The 17,356-nt window shown below is 37.8% G+C and carries 16 protein-coding genes; 4 read left to right on the forward strand and 12 right to left on the reverse strand.

The annotated features are described in order from the left end of the window. Positions 1 to 162: 162 nt before the first annotated feature. The 7 genes from KCV26_11435 to KCV26_11465 form a co-directional block, all read right to left on the reverse strand. Entirely contained in the window at positions 163 to 945 is a 783-nt protein-coding gene (locus KCV26_11435; GenBank protein ID WZX35911.1) for an abortive infection family protein, read from the reverse strand. Positions 946 to 1,140: 195 nt separating this feature from the next. Beyond that, the gene (locus KCV26_11440) at positions 1,141 to 1,506 is read right to left on the reverse strand and encodes a hypothetical protein (GenBank protein WZX35912.1); all 366 of its coding nucleotides are present in this window, start codon (positions 1,504 to 1,506) and stop codon (positions 1,141 to 1,143) included. Then, on the reverse strand, positions 1,507 to 2,895 hold the full coding sequence (locus tag KCV26_11445) for a ThiF family adenylyltransferase (GenBank protein ID WZX35913.1): 1,389 nt from the start codon (positions 2,893 to 2,895) through the stop codon (positions 1,507 to 1,509). It abuts the gene before it with no gap. Next, a complete protein-coding gene (locus KCV26_11450; protein ID WZX35914.1) occupies positions 2,892 to 3,275 on the reverse strand; it encodes a hypothetical protein in 384 nt (127 codons plus the stop codon). The genes KCV26_11445 and KCV26_11450 overlap by 4 nt, the downstream gene beginning before the upstream one ends. Next, on the reverse strand, positions 3,275 to 3,517 hold the full coding sequence (locus KCV26_11455; protein WZX35915.1) for a multiubiquitin domain-containing protein: 243 nt from the start codon (positions 3,515 to 3,517) through the stop codon (positions 3,275 to 3,277). Before KCV26_11455 ends, KCV26_11450 begins: the two co-directional genes overlap by 1 nt. A gap of 182 nt (positions 3,518 to 3,699) precedes the next feature. Then, positions 3,700 to 5,124: a hypothetical protein gene (locus KCV26_11460; GenBank protein ID WZX35916.1), complete on the reverse strand. Its 1,425-nt coding sequence runs from the start codon at positions 5,122 to 5,124 to the stop codon at positions 3,700 to 3,702. Between the two features lie 272 nt (positions 5,125 to 5,396). Continuing rightward, positions 5,397 to 5,834 (reverse strand): helix-turn-helix domain-containing protein, encoded by a 438-nt coding sequence (locus KCV26_11465; protein WZX35917.1) that lies wholly within the window; start codon positions 5,832 to 5,834, stop codon positions 5,397 to 5,399. A 726-nt stretch (positions 5,835 to 6,560) separates the two neighbouring features. On the opposite strand from KCV26_11465, the gene KCV26_11470 reads away from it, so the two are divergent. From KCV26_11470 to KCV26_11485, 4 genes are all read left to right on the forward strand, one after another. After that, positions 6,561 to 9,557, forward strand: a complete 2,997-nt coding sequence (locus KCV26_11470) for a TonB-dependent receptor (protein WZX35918.1) — start codon at positions 6,561 to 6,563, stop codon at positions 9,555 to 9,557. Between the two features lie 9 nt (positions 9,558 to 9,566). Further along, positions 9,567 to 11,078 carry a RagB/SusD family nutrient uptake outer membrane protein gene (locus KCV26_11475; protein ID WZX35919.1) on the forward strand — a complete coding sequence of 504 codons (1,512 nt, stop codon included), beginning with the start codon at positions 9,567 to 9,569 and terminating at the stop codon, positions 11,076 to 11,078. Between the two features lie 20 nt (positions 11,079 to 11,098). Further along, positions 11,099 to 11,947, forward strand: coding sequence for an endonuclease/exonuclease/phosphatase family protein (locus KCV26_11480; GenBank protein ID WZX35920.1), 849 nt, complete (start codon positions 11,099 to 11,101; stop codon positions 11,945 to 11,947). Between the two features lie 351 nt (positions 11,948 to 12,298). Next, positions 12,299 to 13,081, forward strand: coding sequence for a hypothetical protein (locus KCV26_11485; GenBank protein ID WZX35921.1), 783 nt, complete (start codon positions 12,299 to 12,301; stop codon positions 13,079 to 13,081). Between the two features lie 287 nt (positions 13,082 to 13,368). Here KCV26_11485 and KCV26_11490 read toward each other — a convergent pair whose 3' ends face one another. The 5 genes from KCV26_11490 to KCV26_11510 form a co-directional block, all read right to left on the reverse strand. Next, entirely contained in the window at positions 13,369 to 14,130 is a 762-nt protein-coding gene (locus tag KCV26_11490; protein ID WZX35922.1) for a hypothetical protein, read from the reverse strand. Between the two features lie 151 nt (positions 14,131 to 14,281). Beyond that, the gene (locus KCV26_11495; GenBank protein WZX35923.1) at positions 14,282 to 14,845 is read right to left on the reverse strand and encodes a DUF3795 domain-containing protein; all 564 of its coding nucleotides are present in this window, start codon (positions 14,843 to 14,845) and stop codon (positions 14,282 to 14,284) included. Positions 14,846 to 15,049: 204 nt separating this feature from the next. Next, positions 15,050 to 15,781, reverse strand: a complete 732-nt coding sequence (locus tag KCV26_11500; GenBank protein WZX35924.1) for a KilA-N domain-containing protein — start codon at positions 15,779 to 15,781, stop codon at positions 15,050 to 15,052. Between the two features lie 68 nt (positions 15,782 to 15,849). Continuing rightward, positions 15,850 to 16,011 carry a ClbS/DfsB family four-helix bundle protein gene (locus tag KCV26_11505; GenBank protein ID WZX35925.1) on the reverse strand — a complete coding sequence of 54 codons (162 nt, stop codon included), beginning with the start codon at positions 16,009 to 16,011 and terminating at the stop codon, positions 15,850 to 15,852. A gap of 869 nt (positions 16,012 to 16,880) precedes the next feature. After that, positions 16,881 to 17,348 carry a VOC family protein gene (locus tag KCV26_11510; GenBank protein WZX35926.1) on the reverse strand — a complete coding sequence of 156 codons (468 nt, stop codon included), beginning with the start codon at positions 17,346 to 17,348 and terminating at the stop codon, positions 16,881 to 16,883. Positions 17,349 to 17,356: the final 8 nt, after the last annotated feature.

A 17,356-nucleotide genomic window follows, 5' to 3' on the forward strand; every position in this document is an offset into this window, starting at 1 on the left:
GGATTCAAGGGTTTGTATGCTCTTTTATTATACCACTGTCGAAATACGCTTGCTGGTAACGGACGGAACTATATGCAGTTGTTGCGGGCTACACGGCTTGCTGTCAGCATGGAAAGGGCAGTTGACATATAGTTTTTGTTAGCGGTTCGCCCTTTATTTTCGTCAAAATGGTAATTCATCATTTGTGTCAATTATTGGCTCAGGTTTTGGAAATTTTGTCTTGTAATATGAATTAAGAAATAGTCCAACTGTCGCTACTGAATTTATAATAAAGTAGGTATAAATTGTGTCGGATATTAAATAGTCATCATCAGTCTTTCCGTGAAAATCTGTTTTCTCACTTCTCAATTTCTCAATGGCTTGATTAATTGCTAAAAGTGAACTGCCTATTGTTTTAATTTCTATTGGATGTTCTTTGTTGGTTATATTGAACTCCTTTAGGATTATTGAGGTCAGTTTGTATAGTGTTTCTCCTCCACTTATTTTGCAACTTATTCTTTCATCTTTAAGGATTTCTTTTATTATGCTTTCAAGAGCTGAATTAGCTAATCCGACAGCAGTACTTGGGTCGTTTTCAATTTGTTTATATGCTTTTGTAAAAGTGTCGTAAGCCGTTTTGGAGTCAGATTTTAATTCGTTTTTAAATGTGGGAATAGAAGGAATAAAGTCTGGCGTGTCAACACCCAAGTCAATAGCAATTTTGAGGATGTCTGAACCGCTCATACTATGTAGTGTCAAGGTTAAATCAATGTCTTTGTTTGATTTCTCGACTATTTTAAAATTCTCCCAAAAGTCATTATTAAAACCATACGGCTCATAATTGTTTTGGTACCATTTCTCTATATACAAACGGACTTGTTTGTACGATTTATACTCATCCCAAATTGCCTTCTCAACTGAGGCAATAAGTTGCATTTGATATTTGGGTGAAATTAAGTCGTCCATTATTTTATCAATTTTATTAAATATTGTCTTTTCGTGTCTGCACCGCTCTCCAAGGGTTACTACTAACAAAGTGTGCCGTAAGGGAATGCGGGTTATTTCCTATCAAGTTACACGAAAAGTCTATGTGAAATTATGACCTTCGCATACTTCTGAAATCCTTATGACATTTATACTTTGTTAGCGTTTCGTGCTTTGTTATTCATAGCAATTATTAAATGCCGCCCATATTAGTTTTCCCTTTCGTATAAAATAATGACTTTTACATCCGTCTAATCTATTTATTGAAGGAGAAATTGTTGCTCTACCTAATTTGTCCTGCTTTATTGTCCATGATGGAAAAGAATCTTTATTTAAAGATAGCATTATCAAATCCCCACAACCGCATGGGCATTTCATATAACCCCACTTTGAATAGTTTTTGTTACCAACCACATATACAATATTTTCCTTAAGAGAATCTGGATTGGGATTATCAGGAATAATTTCAATTTTATATTGAAATTGCTTATATAACCATAGCATATCTCTAATTTTATCTTTTAAAAAACTAAGTTTTTTCATTTATATAACCATATCTAAAAATGGTTCCATATCACCTCTGCCCCAGTAATTACTTTTGCCACAAATGCGACATTCATTTTCAGAGACATTCTCAGGAAATATTTCAATACCATGATGAAAGAAGAATATTTTGTGCTGAGAATTCAAAGCTTGAGGATTGAATCCTTGAATTCTATTTAAAAACTCATTAACAGCCATAGTTGCAATTTGAGTTGTAAACGTTACTACGGCTGGAGACGGATTACCTTCTCCAATTACATAGGCTTCATCCTTTAACTTTATAAAATTTTCAGGTTCATTTCTTCTCAAATTCTCAGAATATGCGATATCAATATTAATATTTCCTTTGGTAACAAGACAATCACTTCCTGGAAACAGATATGAAATACGTCCTTGTAAATTTTCTAATTCAAGAGAGTGTTTCTTTACAGAAATCACTAATCCCATATCAAAAACTGGAGTTAAATAAAAATATGCAAACCGATTAAGCATGATTCTGCCAGCATGGTCATCTGTACATCCAAATATAATATCGCTAGTTTTTAATTGCTCAATACATTTTTGATTTGAGACCCATTCTTTAACTACATTCACCTTAGTGCCAAGGCCAATATTATAAATGTATTTTTGAAGTACATCTACTTTGAATTTGCCGACATCTAAGATTGTTGCACCATGTAAGCGATTTAAGTTAGATTCTTCAATTGTGTCTTTATCTATTATACACAATTCTCCAACACCTAATCTTGTTAATAGAAGAGCAGTTGCTGAACCAGTTGCCCCTGCTCCAATTATCGATATTTTTAAATTTGACAAATCCTGAATTAATGAACGTCCAAAAGCCAATTGCTGTCTATTAAAAATCTCTGGAGACTCATATTCATCTGTTTGATTAGGATAATTTAATTTAATTCTGTCTCCAATTATTCTAATCATTGAAATTGGTTCTGTCGATAAATCATGCTTCCATACTCGACCAACAAAATTACCTTCAGTTAAGAGAATTAGACTAGCGTGAGAATTGGCGCCTACATTTCTATTAAATGCTAACTTAAAAAGATGATACTCAACATCATCATCAATTTCTGAAAATCTATTTACTCCATCAGGATGATTATGAATCAAAATGATTGCAAGATTTTTAACTTCTGCTTTTTTTAAAACATCAATAAAATATTTATTATGCCAACTTACTTGATTGTATTCAGAAGTAATAAGTTTATCTTCTGGAATAAAATGAACTTCTTTACTTAAAAACCTTTCCTCAACATCTTTAATTATTGAACGACCGCAAATAACAAAAGCTACTCGTTCTTTCTTATCAGGTCGAATAAGATTTTCTTTAAGCGTTTCAAAATGTTTACTTTGTATAGTAATGGAATACTTCATGTTGCATTTTCTAAAGCTGTTTGCACTTTCTTTAAATATGTATGAATTCCATCAATACCACACCTCCATTCATTAGCAGGGTAATGTCTTGACCATCTTTGCCATATTTTACCCTCAAAATTAATATTTGCTTGTGTTTGTTTTGCAAGACTATTTGAAGGGACTAATAGTAAAGCAGGATTGAAATACCACATGTCGGGTCGAACTTCAGGATATCCATTTGGCAATATTATCAACAAATTTGATTTCTCGAAGTTATACTTTCCTACGGGTAGAATCCAATTCCTAATTATCAATCCATTTCGATTAGCATCAGTTTTTTCTTCAAAAACATACTCCTTTTCAAGCAAATATTCTCTGTCAAATTCAGGTAGAAACATTAGCCTTCAGTTGTTGTCTTTGCTCCAGTAAAAAAATGGTCTCTTCCAGGTTGTGATAAATCAACTTGTTCATTATCTGCAATCTCTTTGTCTGGATTAGGTCCATTTACTTTAAGCCAAACACCATAATTTGCTGGAGCACCAATCAACGATTTGATTTGCAAACCAGTAATAAATTGTTCCTCAACTTCAAAAGGTTTTTGGTCAACCAAAATTTTGAATTTTTCTTCTTTCTTTGTCATGATTCTTAATTTTAAAAGTTAATGTATTTGATAATTTCAATTCTCAGTTGTCATTCAGCATGAATGCTAACGGTTACATGTATGAAACGTTGGGGATTGCGGGCTTCGTTCCTGTCTGCCGTTAACAACAAACACCGATGCGGTGGTAGAACACTTTGAATAACCACCTAAACCCAAATGTTTTATACATGATGTTGGCGAGTTGTTATTCTTTCTTTTGCTTTATTTAATTCGTTTATTATTGTTCTTACATACTCTTTTACCTTATTCGGATAATCATCTTCTTCCAAATCAGATTCAATAAAATCTACCGAACTGTCAAGTTGTTCGTAAAATTTGCTAATTGTGATTTTATTTTTCATTAAATCGAAATTCATTTCTGTCAACTGGTCTATCTCAGATTCTATTGTGAATAATATTCCTAAGTCATCATCTTCGTAAGATTCAATCTCAAAACCGTCTAAAGCTGTTTCTATCTTTTCCAGTTGGGTTTGAAAATTATTTGCAAAAATTCTTTTCTCGTCATGACTAAATTCTGTAATACTATCCAGAAACTCTTGTTTCTTTTTGCTTGCTTGAATTAACAGTTCTTTCTGTTCTTTTGATAATCCATTAAAAGCCTTTGCTACAGTCTCTGTAAGATTTATCTCGATTGTTAAGGATTGATTTTTTGGGTGTGCTTGTTTTATATGTTTTTCAATCGGCTCAGATTTTGGAATTCCAAGATTCAATTCTTTGTCTTCGTCATTGCACATTTTTATGAAATCCTTCTCCGTTAATATCTTTATTTGATTCCCTTTTTCAATTAATTCTTCTGCTTTTCTATGCTTCGAACTTTTCTCATAGCCAGCTAGTTTTGTTGAATCTTGAGTTCCTACAACTAATATTGTTGTTTTTTGAGTAACTGAATCTAAAACATTACACCCAATTTTTGCAGCAATTACTGCAGCTTCTTTTCTTGGTAGTGATAATGCACCTGTAAATACCAAATTTTCACCGAAAAGAGAACCTTCAGGATTTCCGTCCTGTTTGATGGATGCTAAATAGTCAGATTTGGAAGCCTTTTGATTTATTGGTGTTCCAATTCTTTGGAACCAATCTTCAATAGACATTTCTTTAATTATGCACGCATTTGCAACTATTAAACCTGCTGCAATGGCATCTTGGAGTGCATCGTGGTGGGCGAATTTAATTTCTAAAAAGTCGGCAATGTTTTTTAGCCCGTAACCTTTATATGCAAATTGCTCCCAGGTTCGTCTTGTTACTTTAGCAGAATCCAACCATTTTGTTTTAATTGGCGACAGTTGATATTCTTCACACACTCTGCTTAATGCGACTCTGTCGAATGGCATGTGATGAACAGTTATTTTTTCTTCAAGTCGGTTTTTAATTTCTTCGTAGATTTTATCAAAGGTCGGAGAGTTTTTTACATCAGACTCGCTTATACTGTGAATAGAAATATTAAACGGGTCAAAATATGATTCCGGATTTATCAATGTGCTCCATTTTTCAATGACTTTCCCATTTTCAAATTCTGCAATTCCTATTTGACAGATACTAGAATAATCTGCATTTGCGGTTTCAACATCTAATGCTAAATATTTCATGTAGTTTGGTTTTTATAATGCTCGCTAATGTGTTGTTTACGAAAGTTTGTTGAATTCGAATAAATATTGGTGGAAACAGGTGTTTAGCATAAGTATCAGTATTTTGAATCGCAAATATAACGATTATTTGGATAAAAAAAAGGTATTGTTAAAAAGTTATGAGTCTTTTCGATAGTGGCAATGGTGGAAAGAAATTCAGCCTCGGAAGCATATTTCTTTCCCTTTCGCAAAAGAAGTCACCTTGTCCATTTTAAAGAGGAAACAGGATATTTTTACTTCCTGTCCTCTAACAATTTCTCCAGAAGAGCACTCTTTTCTTTCTCCAGTTCGAGCATCCGTTCGTAGAGGGCAGTTTTCTCTTTGTTCAGTTCCAAAATCTGTTCGAGCGGATTGTATATGTTACCAAAATTTTCGCTGCCAGACGTTATATTGCCTATACTTCCATTTTCAAATGTATTGTTTTCAACGATGAAAGTTACCGGATCTTCCTCCAATTCCTTGATCAGTTCGGGAGCCACGTTCAGGGCTTTGGCAAAACGTTCGATTACATCGTCGTTGAGGACCTTCCTCTGTTCGTAGGTGGAAATCAGTGCCTGGCTAAGTCCCATCTCCGCGGCGAGAGCTTCCTGCTTGATGCCCAGTGTATGGCGGAATCGCTTGATAGCGTGCCCGTGATGGGTGTTTTTTAATTTTTGTTCTTTGGTTTCCATATATCTGTCTGGATATTATTTTATTACCGCAAATATAGACAAAAAAGCGGAGGTGCTGATAACTATCAATGCAAAAATAATAATTAACAATGAAGTTCTTGGTATATGTTTGGTTAAATTTCGTTTTCTTTGACCCATGAATCAATAATTGTTAAATTTTAAAAAACTAAAAGCCATGGATCCATAACAGAATTTAAAATGAATTATTATCTTTGTGCCGTAAAACCACGGTACGAAATAATATAGCGCTTTTTTTGGCCTTTTAGTCGAATCCGCAAAATTCAAATCAGGAGGCCGAAGAATGGAAGCGCCCTTAGAAATAAGGGCGTGGACATTGTTCAATTCTCCTGAGAAGGCCCTTGCGGAGCCTGACTAAAGGGATAACGACAATCGTCCGCGCCTCTTTTTTATATCCCCGCGCATACTACGATTGCCCGTTACCGCACCGGGTTTCAGTTATCTGCAAACTTTCTTCTCTTTCAGCCGGCTTTGCCCGGAAATACCCGTTTAATTTAAATCGTAAACAAGACAATGAAAATCATTGAATTACCCCGTCAGAGGAAGGTAGGGTAAAAGAGGCGGCCGTCATGATGGTGTTTTACTGAGTTTTATTCAATCCTCAAATGTTAAGTAACAAATTCTTCGTTAAAAAGTAACCGCTTCTTAACATGTATCATTTTTCTTTGCGTCTCGATTGGAAATTTTAATTTGATTAACAAAAAAATTATGGTTAGAAGTAAATTGTCAAGTGTGTTTATAAGCTTGATTGTGTTATTTTGGGCTCTTTCAACAGGAGCCGTAGCACAAAACAGTGCCCTGAGGGGAACTGTGAAAGACATGGCCGGTATCCCTCTCATAGGGGTGAACGTGATTGAAAAAGGAACCACAAACGGAACGGTGACGGATGAGAGCGGGAACTTCTCGATCAACGTACCCGCAAACGCGACGATAGTTTTTACGTACATCGGTTTTTCAGCGCAGGAAGTTGTCCGGGATGGTACTTCTACAATGAATGTGGTTATGCACGAAGATGCGGAGCTATTGGATGAGGTTGTAGTGATCGGATACGGTACCGTGAGAAAAAGTGATTTGACGGGAGCTGTTTCGTCCATCAAAGGCAAAGAATTAACGACATACACCGTGCCCGATCCCATGATGGCATTGCAAGGGAAAGTGCCTGGCGTCTCCATATCCCAGAATACAGGAGATCCATCCGGAGATTATTCGATTCGTATCCGGGGTATCAATTCCATAAAAGGAGACAACTCGCCTTTGTTTATCATTGATGGCATTCCTGCCAGCACGTCATCCATCAATACGTATGATATAGAATCTATTGAAGTATTGAAAGACGCCTCGGCGAGCGCTATTTACGGATCAAGGGGGGCAAACGGAGTGGTTTTAATAACCACTAAAAAAGGAACAGATGAGAATCCCACGGTTTCTTATAATTTTGAATACGGGCAGCAATCGCAAATTAAGAAACTGGATCTGATGAACCTACAGGAATGGGCAAGGTTCTATAATGAATATCTGATAAATGCCAACATCCTTACGGAAAAACCGTTTTCTGACCAGGATATCGCCGCTATGGGAGAAGGCACCGACTGGCAAAGCCTGATGTTTAAAAATGCACCGTCGACACAGCATAATCTTGGAATATCGGGTGGTACAAACAAGTTGCAATACTTTGTAAGTGCTACCGCATTATCCAGAGACGGGTTGATTAAGAATAGCTCATATAGCAGATACAACCTCAGGTCAAATCTGAATATCCTTATAAGCCCTGTGGTTGAAACCAACGTACAACTGGGTTATTCCTCAATAGAGGGATTCAATCAATCCAATAGCGGAGGGCATGGCGGAAGCAGCATGATCGGAGCTGTTTATTCCGCGTCACCTTTATTCACTCCGTACGATGAAAACGGGAATTATAAAGACCTGAGATCCTGGTTTTCCTGGTCTTCACACGAAGTGAAGAACCCTATAAACATGGCGTACGAATCGACTTACAAGAATTCGACCAACTTGTCCAACTTGAATGCTTCGGTAACCTTTAAACCTTTTTCGGGATTTTCCCTGAAAGGAATTCTGGGGCTGGAAAGTTCCGACAGGAGATACGACGGGTATACCACTTCAAAATATATTTATCAAAATAACTCCGCCTCGGTAAATCACTATCGATATTCGAACCTCACCAATGAATTTATCGGCAATTATAATTTCAATGTGCTGGATGATAATTCGTTCAATGTGATGGGCGCATACACTTACCAACAGTACATCAGGCGGAACATTAACGCTTCAGGAAACAGTTTCATGTCAGATGTAACCTGGACAAACGACCTGGGGTCAGCCGGAACGATAAACACGCCCTCCACAGGTTACCAGCAATGGGTCATGAAATCTCTTTTGGGTAGGATCAATTACTCTTACAAGGGACGATATTTGTTGACGGCAAGCATCAGGGCAGACGGATCGAGCCGTTATTCGGAGAACAACAAATGGGGATATTTTCCGTCATTTGCTTTGGCATGGCGGGTTTCTGACGAGAGTTTCATGAAAAGTTTCGAAAACCTGTCGGATATGAAAATCCGCTTTGGATATGGAAAAACAGGCTCTACTGCCATTGCACCATACTCCACACAAAATTTGCTTTCATCGGGAAAGACGGCGACGGGTAACGGGAACTACACATTTTACGCGCCGGGCGGTGAATTTCCGGAAGATCTGAAATGGGAAACGACTTCCCAATGGGATATGGGGCTTGATCTGGGGTTTTTTAATAACAGATTTCGTATGACATTGGATTATTATTCGAAATTGACCACCAACCTCCTTAATACCGTGTTTCTGCCACCGTCGTCAGGATACAACTCAACCGTACAGAATATCGGCAGCATGTCAAATAAAGGGTTTGAGTTATTGTTGGAGGGAGACCTTGTTCAAACCAAAGATTTCGGATTTACCGCACAGTTCAATTTAAGTCACAATAAAAACAGGGTTGAAAAACTTTCCGATGGCCTTGATATCTTCGGCACAACCTACAATAGTTTCGGTTCCGGTTCAATCACCATTATACGGGAAGGATTGCCGATAGGATCATTTTATGTTTATAAGGATGCCGGATTTAACGAAAAAGGGTCGCTCACTTATCATGATTTTAACGAGGACGACAAACTCACGGATACAGAGGACCGCTATGTGGCGGGGTCTCCCCATCCCGACTTCATATATGGCCTTAATTGCGGATTCAGGTATAAACAAATGGAGTTGAGCTTTTTCCTGCAGGGGAGTCAGGGAAATGATGTTTTTAACCTTAGCGAGATGAGGAATTATAGTTACAGCCAGGGTATGAACATTGAAAGGGATGTTTATTATCACAGTTGGCGTGAGGGACAAGATAATTCCAACGCTCGTTATCCAAGAATAGAGTTGGTGGGACCGTTGAAATATTCCGACAGGTTTATTGAAGACGGGTCGTTCCTGAGATTGAAAAATATTCTTTTGGGTTACAACGTCCCGCCGATGACACTCAAGGATAAACGACTGTTTCAGGCGATAAGATTCTATGTCAGCTTGCAAAACTACCTGACACTTACAAAATATTCAGGATTGGATCCCGAGGTGAATTCAAAAGGAGGAGATATAAATTCGGGAATTGATCACTTCACTTATCCCAACAACAAAACCATCTCTTTTGGTGCCAATATCACATTTTAAAATCAGATTATGAAAAAAATAGTACTTTTATCCATCTTTGCATTATCGTTGCTGTGCTTATCTTCATGCTATGAGTCTCTTGACGAGGCGGATTATACTTATGCACTGGCAACATCCAATTTTTACAATACGACCAACGAGGCGAATGCCGCCGTTATGGCTCCCTTGAATATGATGCGTGGAGCTTATGACGCAAACTGGTTTGCCACACTTGAAATCAATACGGAATATTGTTATTCGAAAGGTGTCTACACGGGCTATTCCCCAAGGTATGAAGGATTGGTAAACGCTACCCATATAACAAGAATTGGCTCCAACTGGACGAACATCTACAAGGCAATTTTATATTGCAATATTGCTATTGACAGGCTTCCAGACGCCAATGCCATGACAGGACAGGAAATCAATGCCTTTATCGGTGAATTAAGGTTCTTGAGGGCGTTCAATTATTTTAATCTGGTCCGCCATTGGGGCGCGGTGCCTTTGCGAACGGAAGAGAATATGGAGATCTGGGACCTGAAAAAGAGTTCCGTGGAAGATATCTATGAATTCATTATTGATGATTTGTTGTTTGCGGTCAACAACTGTCCCTCAACCTCACGGATGATCGGAACCCCAAACCTGTATGCGGCAAAAGCGTTGCTTTCAGAAGTGTATATGTATACCAAGGATTACGCCAAATCGAAACAACTTGCCGAAGAGATTATCAACAGCGGCATATATGCTTTAGTAACAGTGGCCCAGCCAAGAGATTTCGATAAGGTTTTCGGTTATGATCTGACAACTTCAACCGAAGAAGTCTTTTACATTAAAACCTCCAGGACGGATGGCAAAACGTGGAGTTATTTATCCTATACTTCACACCCCAAGTTTGAAATTGAGCCTGGTAAACTAATGTTAAACGGAAACGGATATTTTACCCATTATACCGATTTAAGAAACAAGGTCATAGAAAATTGGGATGAGAATGATTTTCGGCATGATTTAAATGTCAGATTTTATATTTTTGGAGAAGACGCTTACGGTAGTTATACCTGCTTATTGACTAAATATTGGGATCCTCTGGCACAAGGAGGCGGGGCGAATGTTTCAATACCGTTAATCAGATATTCTGATGTATTGATAACATACGCCGAAGCCACTGCGCGGGTGAATAATAATCCTACCCAGGAATCGATAGAGTATTTGAATAAATTAAGGCGACGCGCTTATGGATTAAATCCAGACTCTCCGGATGAATCCGTTGATTATAAGTTATCCGATTATAATGATATGGATAAATTTATCGATTTGTTAATAAAAGAGGAGACGTATGAACGGATGAACGAGGCTAAGCACTGGGATTTTATCGTTCGTTTGGGCAAAGCCCAGGAATTGGTGGGTAAATATCAGAAAGTCAACGGTGACTATACGACAATAAGTGAAAAGCATTATTTGTGGAAAATCCCCGATGCGGAATTTAACTACAACAAGGCTCTTGATCAGAAAGTTGATCAAAATCCCGGATATATAACAGAATAATAATATTATTACCATTACATATGAAAAAAATATCGTTTTTAATTACAGTCGTTTTTTTAACTCACTTCAGTATTGTCTGTTCCCAGCACAACTTCAAAATTGTTTCTTACAACATTCTTGAAGGCCTGCAGCAAGATAGTCTGAACAAAGTCAGGTTTGAGGAATGGGTTACTTCCGTTGACCCCGATGTGGTGGCTTTTCAGGAGATGAACAAATTTACGCAAAAAAGCCTGGAGGAATTTTCCCATAGTTACGGACATCCGTATGCTGTCCTATCCAAACTGGAAGGATATCCGGTAGCCTTGTCGTCAAAATTTCCCATCGTGAATGTTCAAAAGGTGGTGGATAATATGTGGCATGCGTATATTTACGCGAACGTAAATAAATTGCATATTTTTGTCATACACTTTTCTCCTTTTAATTACAAGAAAAGACTGGAAGAGGTAAGGACAGTTTTGTCGCATGCCGCTACCTTACCCCAAAATGAGCCCATTCTTATTATGGGGGACTTTAATTCATTGGACAGAAGTGATGAGTCACACTATGGTGCACAAATGGTGGAAGGCATGAGAAAGCGGGAAAAGGAGCAGTCGCACATTAGAAATCTCAATAACGGCGATATTGATTACTCGGTTATGGACCAGCTCTCCAAAGCCGGATTCAGGGATACCCACTGGCTGACTAATACGACATTCAAACATAGTATTCCGACTAAAAAATCAGGATCCGGAAATTTCAAGAGAATTGATTTCATGTGGGTAAATCAAGCGATGGCCGAAAAAGTGGTGAAATCAGATATCATTCATGATAAATACACAGATGTCATGTCGGACCACTATCCTGTTTATGTTGAATTTAAGCTGAAATGATTTTGGTTTCGGTAATTAAAGCCCAAAGAGGCCGGTTTCGGATTACCTTGAGCCGGCCTCTTTTGATGTGATTTTGTTTATTTGTTCTTTTTTTTGGAGAAAAAATGAGATGGGGGTATTAAATTATAGGGATATTGACTCAATTCGCCCCGATTTCTACCGAAGAGCTTACGTTAAATAAAATGTTGAAACAAAATCCCGGATGGGATAACTTAAACTAAAAGAACGATGACAAAATGTAAATGTGTTTATTAGATCGCTCTTGTTTTCTTCCTTTTCGTTACCGTTTCGTGCAGCGAATCAAACTCGAAGCGTCCGCGGGAAATAATCGTCGGGGGAGACAATGTGGTGATGATCCTGGATTTCGCCAACTCGGCCGACAGCGTAAAGAAAGTCAATTGGTACCTGAAGACCTCCGAAGTCACGAACATGCCCGATACAATGATCCGGCACATGAGGACCGTGGATGATCACAAATCGGTAGATAACCATACCAAGATCCTGATCTGTTCCTCGAGCGGAGGAACCCTTCTGGTGGACCGTGCGACCCGGAAATGCCTCTTTTACGCCATCACACCCAATGCGCACTCCGTAGAATACCTTCCCGGTAACCGTATAGCGGTTGCATTGTCTACCGCCGACAAGGGGAACCGGCTGGAAATTTACGATGCGGGCCGTTCAAATACCGTGTTGTTCAGCGATTCGTTGTATTCCGGCCACGGCGTTACCTGGATGGCGGGAAGGAACCTGCTCTATGCGTTGGGCTACGATGAACTGAGGGCGTATTCGCTGGTTGACTGGGACACTCCCAATCCGGGTTTACAACTGGAGGAGAAGTGGACACTGCCGGAAACGGGCGGGCATGACCTGTATGCCTCTTCGGAAAATCAGCTGCTGATAACCACGTCGAAAAAAGTATGGAAGTTCGATTTAAACAGCAATGCGTTTGAGCCTTTTGCTCCCCTTGCGAACGAGCCCGATGTCAAGTCGGTCTATTACGACGAAAAAGCGGATCATCTCATCTATACCCAGGGTGAAATAAGCTGGTGGACCCACAACATATACTCCATAAATCCAACCAAAAAAATAACGATCCCCGAAATTGATGTGTATAAAGTGAGGGTCATCAAATAATTCGGATAATTGTTGTTATTTGCTTTTCAGTCGAAGTATTTCCTTCGATTTGTAACGACGAATAGATTGTTTTTATCCTATTCTGTTTTCTTAATTGAGTATTTTGCTTGTCTAAATATTTAGCATTCACTTCTCCTTTTTTTTCGTCTCATTTAATTCTTAGCCCGTTATTTACAGGCTTATCTATCGTCAATAATGTTACTTCGTTTTCGTTTACCGCACCCAAAATAAGACATTCGCTTTGTATGGTAGCGATTTGTTCTGTCGTAAAATTTACAACTGCAGTGTTATATATGATGTTGTGATTTGTACTTTTTTATCCAATATGTTAAACTCAAACCTGCTAAAACTATCGAAATTCCTAACATCTCAATTGAACCCAAATATAAATTAAATCTTTCGGGTTCAGTTACTCTCAAGTTGCTATTCAAATCAATGTGCTTACTACCAAACATTACCATCATCCACCCAAAATGGAGCGCCCAAGAGTATCCGATATGACCAGTTTGTAGAATTAAGCTATTCCTCACAAATCCAACAAGAAAAAGCGTTATTAATGTTGAAACACTCAAAATTCCTTTGTCATTAAAAATCCATTTGTAAAATACGAAATGTATCAATGAAAAGATAACGGCTAATCCTATGGATGCAAAAATTGGTCTAACTTTTCTTTTATTGACTAATGCAAAAAGTAAAATAGAACCTATGACAATCTCTTCATTTATAATGTAAAATATATCGTGATAATAACCCCGCCAACTCGTATAGCTAATCACAACATTTTGTTTAGCTGCGATATGTTTCATAATCAACAATGCACATATTGTAACAATCACAGCAAGAATTATTGATGTAGCAAATGTTTTAAAATTTACTTGTAACCCTACATGTCTAAGAAAATCTTTTTTCCAAATCAAATAGCTAAAAAAAAGAATCAATATTGTCCCAAACGATGAATTCCACCAACCGCCGAAGAAGTTATATGAAAAAAACCCATACGATAATCCCAATAGTGAAAACAAAATCGTCTTTCTTAATCTAGGTGTCATCTTGGTAGAATGTCTTTTTTAGTATAACCCACAACGGTTTGGAGCTTTGTATTCGAGCGTGTTGGCGAGACGAACGCTTATAGGGATGACGAAACCTCACAACTGCATGTTAGCCCGCCTGACGCCAAAACCCGTGTTGTGCGTATGTGCATTATTTTTTCTTGTTTAATTTCAAATCAATGTTCAAGGAATCAGCAATGTTCGTCATGAAATTTTTAATCAGTTTGCTTTTCTCCCGAGTTTCAATATCCGTTGATAATCCACAAGCAAATCTGTTTACTTCCAGTAATTTGTCAATAGGTAATAATGTGCAACCAATGCAATAAAAATTTTTTGAACGACCATCATCGAAATTTATCAATAAGTCATCCAATATGCCAGTCCGTGTTTTTTGATTTTCAATGAACTGCTTAATTCCATTACTTTTAATATAGTCAAGATTTACAAAGACTTTTCTATGAGTAACAAATGAATCTAATCCTTCTTTTTCTTTATTGAATCTTTTACAAGGATAATCTTTGCAATCGGAACAAACCTCTAATCCATTTTTAATCGTGCAACAAGTCATAAATCCACATGAAGGATGTTTATCATTAAAATTCAATCCTCCACAACCAGGACATGCAGAATCTCCTTTTGTATGGAATCTAGGACACAGTCCACAATCTATTCCACAACAACCAATCGTCTCATATTTTTTCAATTTGTCTTTCATCGCCTTATTGATTCTGATTTTCTTGCATTACGCCACAACGGTTACGTGTGTGAAACGACGGGAACGTTTAAGCATATGGCTTGTGGCGGTTTTAAAAGCGTTTATCTTTCAGCATAACACAAAAGTAGATATGTCTCGAAAACTTTGATTTTATCACTTAACCCGCCATAAGGCTATATGCAATGTTAGCGGTTCGTTGTTTTCTTATTTCAGTTTTTTCATTGTGTTGCTTGCAAGTAACGATTTCATTTGTGTAATAGCGACCTTGTTGAGTTGTAGAAGTCTTTCGCTTATATTTCCTGTTTTGTCGGGATTGCTGTCTCGCCACTCTTTTGCGGTAATTCCGAAAAGGGCAACATTCAGCAAATCGGCTTCGTTGGCATAAACAAAACTTGCTTGCTGTTTGGTAATTTCTTGCGGAATAAGGTTCTCTTTGATTGCATCCGTGTGAATTTGGTAGTTTACTTTGGCAAGGGTGCGTTGCAGGTTCCACTCTAATTTCAGTCGGTCGTTTTCTTCATCTTTAAGTCGCTGGAACTCATTAACCAAGTAGATTTGAAATTCGGGGCTTAACCACATTGCAAAGTGAAATGCAATATCTTTATGTGCATACGTTCCGCCGTATCTTCCTGCTTTTACGAGCATTCCTACGGCTTTCGTCCTGTCAATCCATTGACCAACTGACATTATAAATCTGTTCGTACCTGCTTCTTGTCCAATTACCCCGAATTCGGGGTAATTAAAATCGGGATTATTTACTCTCTCCCAAACGCCGAGATATTCTATCGTGTTTTTGTTGGTTATCCATTTGCCTATCAGTCCGCTACCTTCCCGAAAAGTAATGGTCATATCCGTAAGGCTGATATAATCGGTATTCTGCTGACTGATAACCGTTATTTCGGATTCTTTTACTTGTAATATTCTTCCTTTTGCCATAAAAACTCTCAGAATAAATAAAGCACAAACTTACTAAAAACAAGGCAAATAGCGGTGGTTTGTATTGATTACTTTAGTTCTTTCTTGTGATCCTTTATCTTTTTCATTGCCCAGTCGTAATGACTTGAAGTTGCTGAAACGCAGTAACTACCCAAACTGGTAGTACCAGTCCAATCAAAAAACTTACTTGTAAAAAGTTGCTCGTTGGTAAACGTGTCAATCAAGCGCATTACTTCAACGTGACTTTTTTGTAAAATAGCAATTGCTCTCAAATGATCTAATCCATGAAGTCTGTCAGATTTATTGTTAAAAATCTTTCTCAGTCAGTATTTGTCATTGCAGTTTGTTGTTCTTGGCTTGACCATAACGGACGGCAGTAAGAAAAGTTGCCGATTGCGGGCGATTTCCTGTCAGTTTACACCAGCTTTTTTACGAGGCACAAACGCCCGAAAACCGCTGAAACCCGTATGTATTATACCATGTGTTGGCGGTTAGCCCTTTTGTCCTGTCTGATTTTTTCAATCTCTGGTTGTCAAGGTTGTATTAAACCAAATGTAAAATTGTCGATAAAAAAGCCTGTCTTACTTGAAATTAGTAATCAAAAAGTTGTCTGTCAAGTTATGCAGATCGTTTTTTTCGTTGTATTAAAATGTAAACAATTGGTAAAATACCTATCGTATTAAATACTATAATACAAATAAACCAAATCAGATGATTGTTGCGTGCAGATTTCCACATTGCGATTATTTTCCAAACAATATCCCAAAGAATAAGAACAATGAAAACTGGTAAAAACCAAGTAGGATAATCTTGAAAGCATTGAAATGTTTCCATAGTGTTTCATTTTAATTGTTATTTGACCTTAAAAGTTTTTTGTCGTGCGAAATGTCCATCGTTAAAATGTAAAGTTAGAAAATCTGTCATTAAACAACTCAATTTGCGCAGCCTTTTTAGGGTTACCGCCAACGTTTTCGGGCTTTGCGTTCAGACGGGTTTCGGAGCACAAAACTGTCAACCTGAACTGAACTTGAATAGAAGCACAAAGTTCCGCGTTTGCACGTCACCCCGCCTGACGCAAAACCCGTGTAATGGGCAGTTTTTATTTTAGTTCTTCTAAGATAATTTTCTTTTGTTGCAATGTGTTCTTCATGGCCTTTTCTCGAACCTTTGGGTCAGCGTTGTTTATTAGGGCAAAATATTCAACAGGTACTACCTGCCAAGATAAGCCATATTTGTCTTTGCACCATCCACAAGAACTTTCTTGTCCACCATTTTTAGTTAAGGCATTCCAATAATAATCTGTTTCGGCTTGGTCTTTTGTGTTAATAACCAATGAAACTGACTCGTTAAATTTTTGAAATGGACCTGCTGCTAAAATGCTCAATTCCATGCCAGCAATTTCGATAATTGCTGTTTCAAAGTTTCCGCCTCCTGCTTCTGGTGGGTTTGTGTACTTGTGATGTTCTTTTAGTTTACCGTCTTTAAATATTGAAAGATAATAGTCGGCAACTGCTTTAGCGTCTGTTGTTTCGACCCAAATCGAAGGTGTTATTTTTTGAGTAATCATATTTTATT

This window comes from Petrimonas sulfuriphila, from assembly GCA_038561985.1.
GTDB classification, from domain to species: Bacteria; Bacteroidota; Bacteroidia; order Bacteroidales; family Dysgonomonadaceae; genus Petrimonas; species Petrimonas sulfuriphila.

Bases quoted from the DNA above. Each gene is read 5' to 3' on its own strand.
- KCV26_11435 (WZX35911.1), bottom strand. From the start codon at position 945: ATGGACGACTTAATTTCACCCAAATATCAAATGCAACTTATTGCCTCA.
- KCV26_11440 (WZX35912.1), bottom strand. From the start codon at position 1,506: ATGAAAAAACTTAGTTTTTTAAAAGATAAAATTAGAGATATGCTATGG.
- KCV26_11445 (WZX35913.1), bottom strand. From the start codon at position 2,895: ATGAAGTATTCCATTACTATACAAAGTAAACATTTTGAAACGCTTAAA.
- KCV26_11450 (WZX35914.1), bottom strand. From the start codon at position 3,275: ATGTTTCTACCTGAATTTGACAGAGAATATTTGCTTGAAAAGGAGTAT.
- KCV26_11455 (WZX35915.1), bottom strand. From the start codon at position 3,517: ATGACAAAGAAAGAAGAAAAATTCAAAATTTTGGTTGACCAAAAACCT.
- KCV26_11460 (WZX35916.1), bottom strand. From the start codon at position 5,124: ATGAAATATTTAGCATTAGATGTTGAAACCGCAAATGCAGATTATTCT.
- KCV26_11465 (WZX35917.1), bottom strand. From the start codon at position 5,834: ATGGAAACCAAAGAACAAAAATTAAAAAACACCCATCACGGGCACGCT.
- KCV26_11470 (WZX35918.1), top strand. From the start codon at position 6,561: ATGGTTAGAAGTAAATTGTCAAGTGTGTTTATAAGCTTGATTGTGTTA.
- KCV26_11475 (WZX35919.1), top strand. From the start codon at position 9,567: ATGAAAAAAATAGTACTTTTATCCATCTTTGCATTATCGTTGCTGTGC.
- KCV26_11480 (WZX35920.1), top strand. From the start codon at position 11,099: ATGAAAAAAATATCGTTTTTAATTACAGTCGTTTTTTTAACTCACTTC.
- KCV26_11485 (WZX35921.1), top strand. From the start codon at position 12,299: ATGATCCTGGATTTCGCCAACTCGGCCGACAGCGTAAAGAAAGTCAAT.
- KCV26_11490 (WZX35922.1), bottom strand. From the start codon at position 14,130: ATGACACCTAGATTAAGAAAGACGATTTTGTTTTCACTATTGGGATTA.
- KCV26_11495 (WZX35923.1), bottom strand. From the start codon at position 14,845: ATGAAAGACAAATTGAAAAAATATGAGACGATTGGTTGTTGTGGAATA.
- KCV26_11500 (WZX35924.1), bottom strand. From the start codon at position 15,781: ATGGCAAAAGGAAGAATATTACAAGTAAAAGAATCCGAAATAACGGTT.
- KCV26_11505 (WZX35925.1), bottom strand. From the start codon at position 16,011: ATGCGCTTGATTGACACGTTTACCAACGAGCAACTTTTTACAAGTAAG.
- KCV26_11510 (WZX35926.1), bottom strand. From the start codon at position 17,348: ATGATTACTCAAAAAATAACACCTTCGATTTGGGTCGAAACAACAGAC.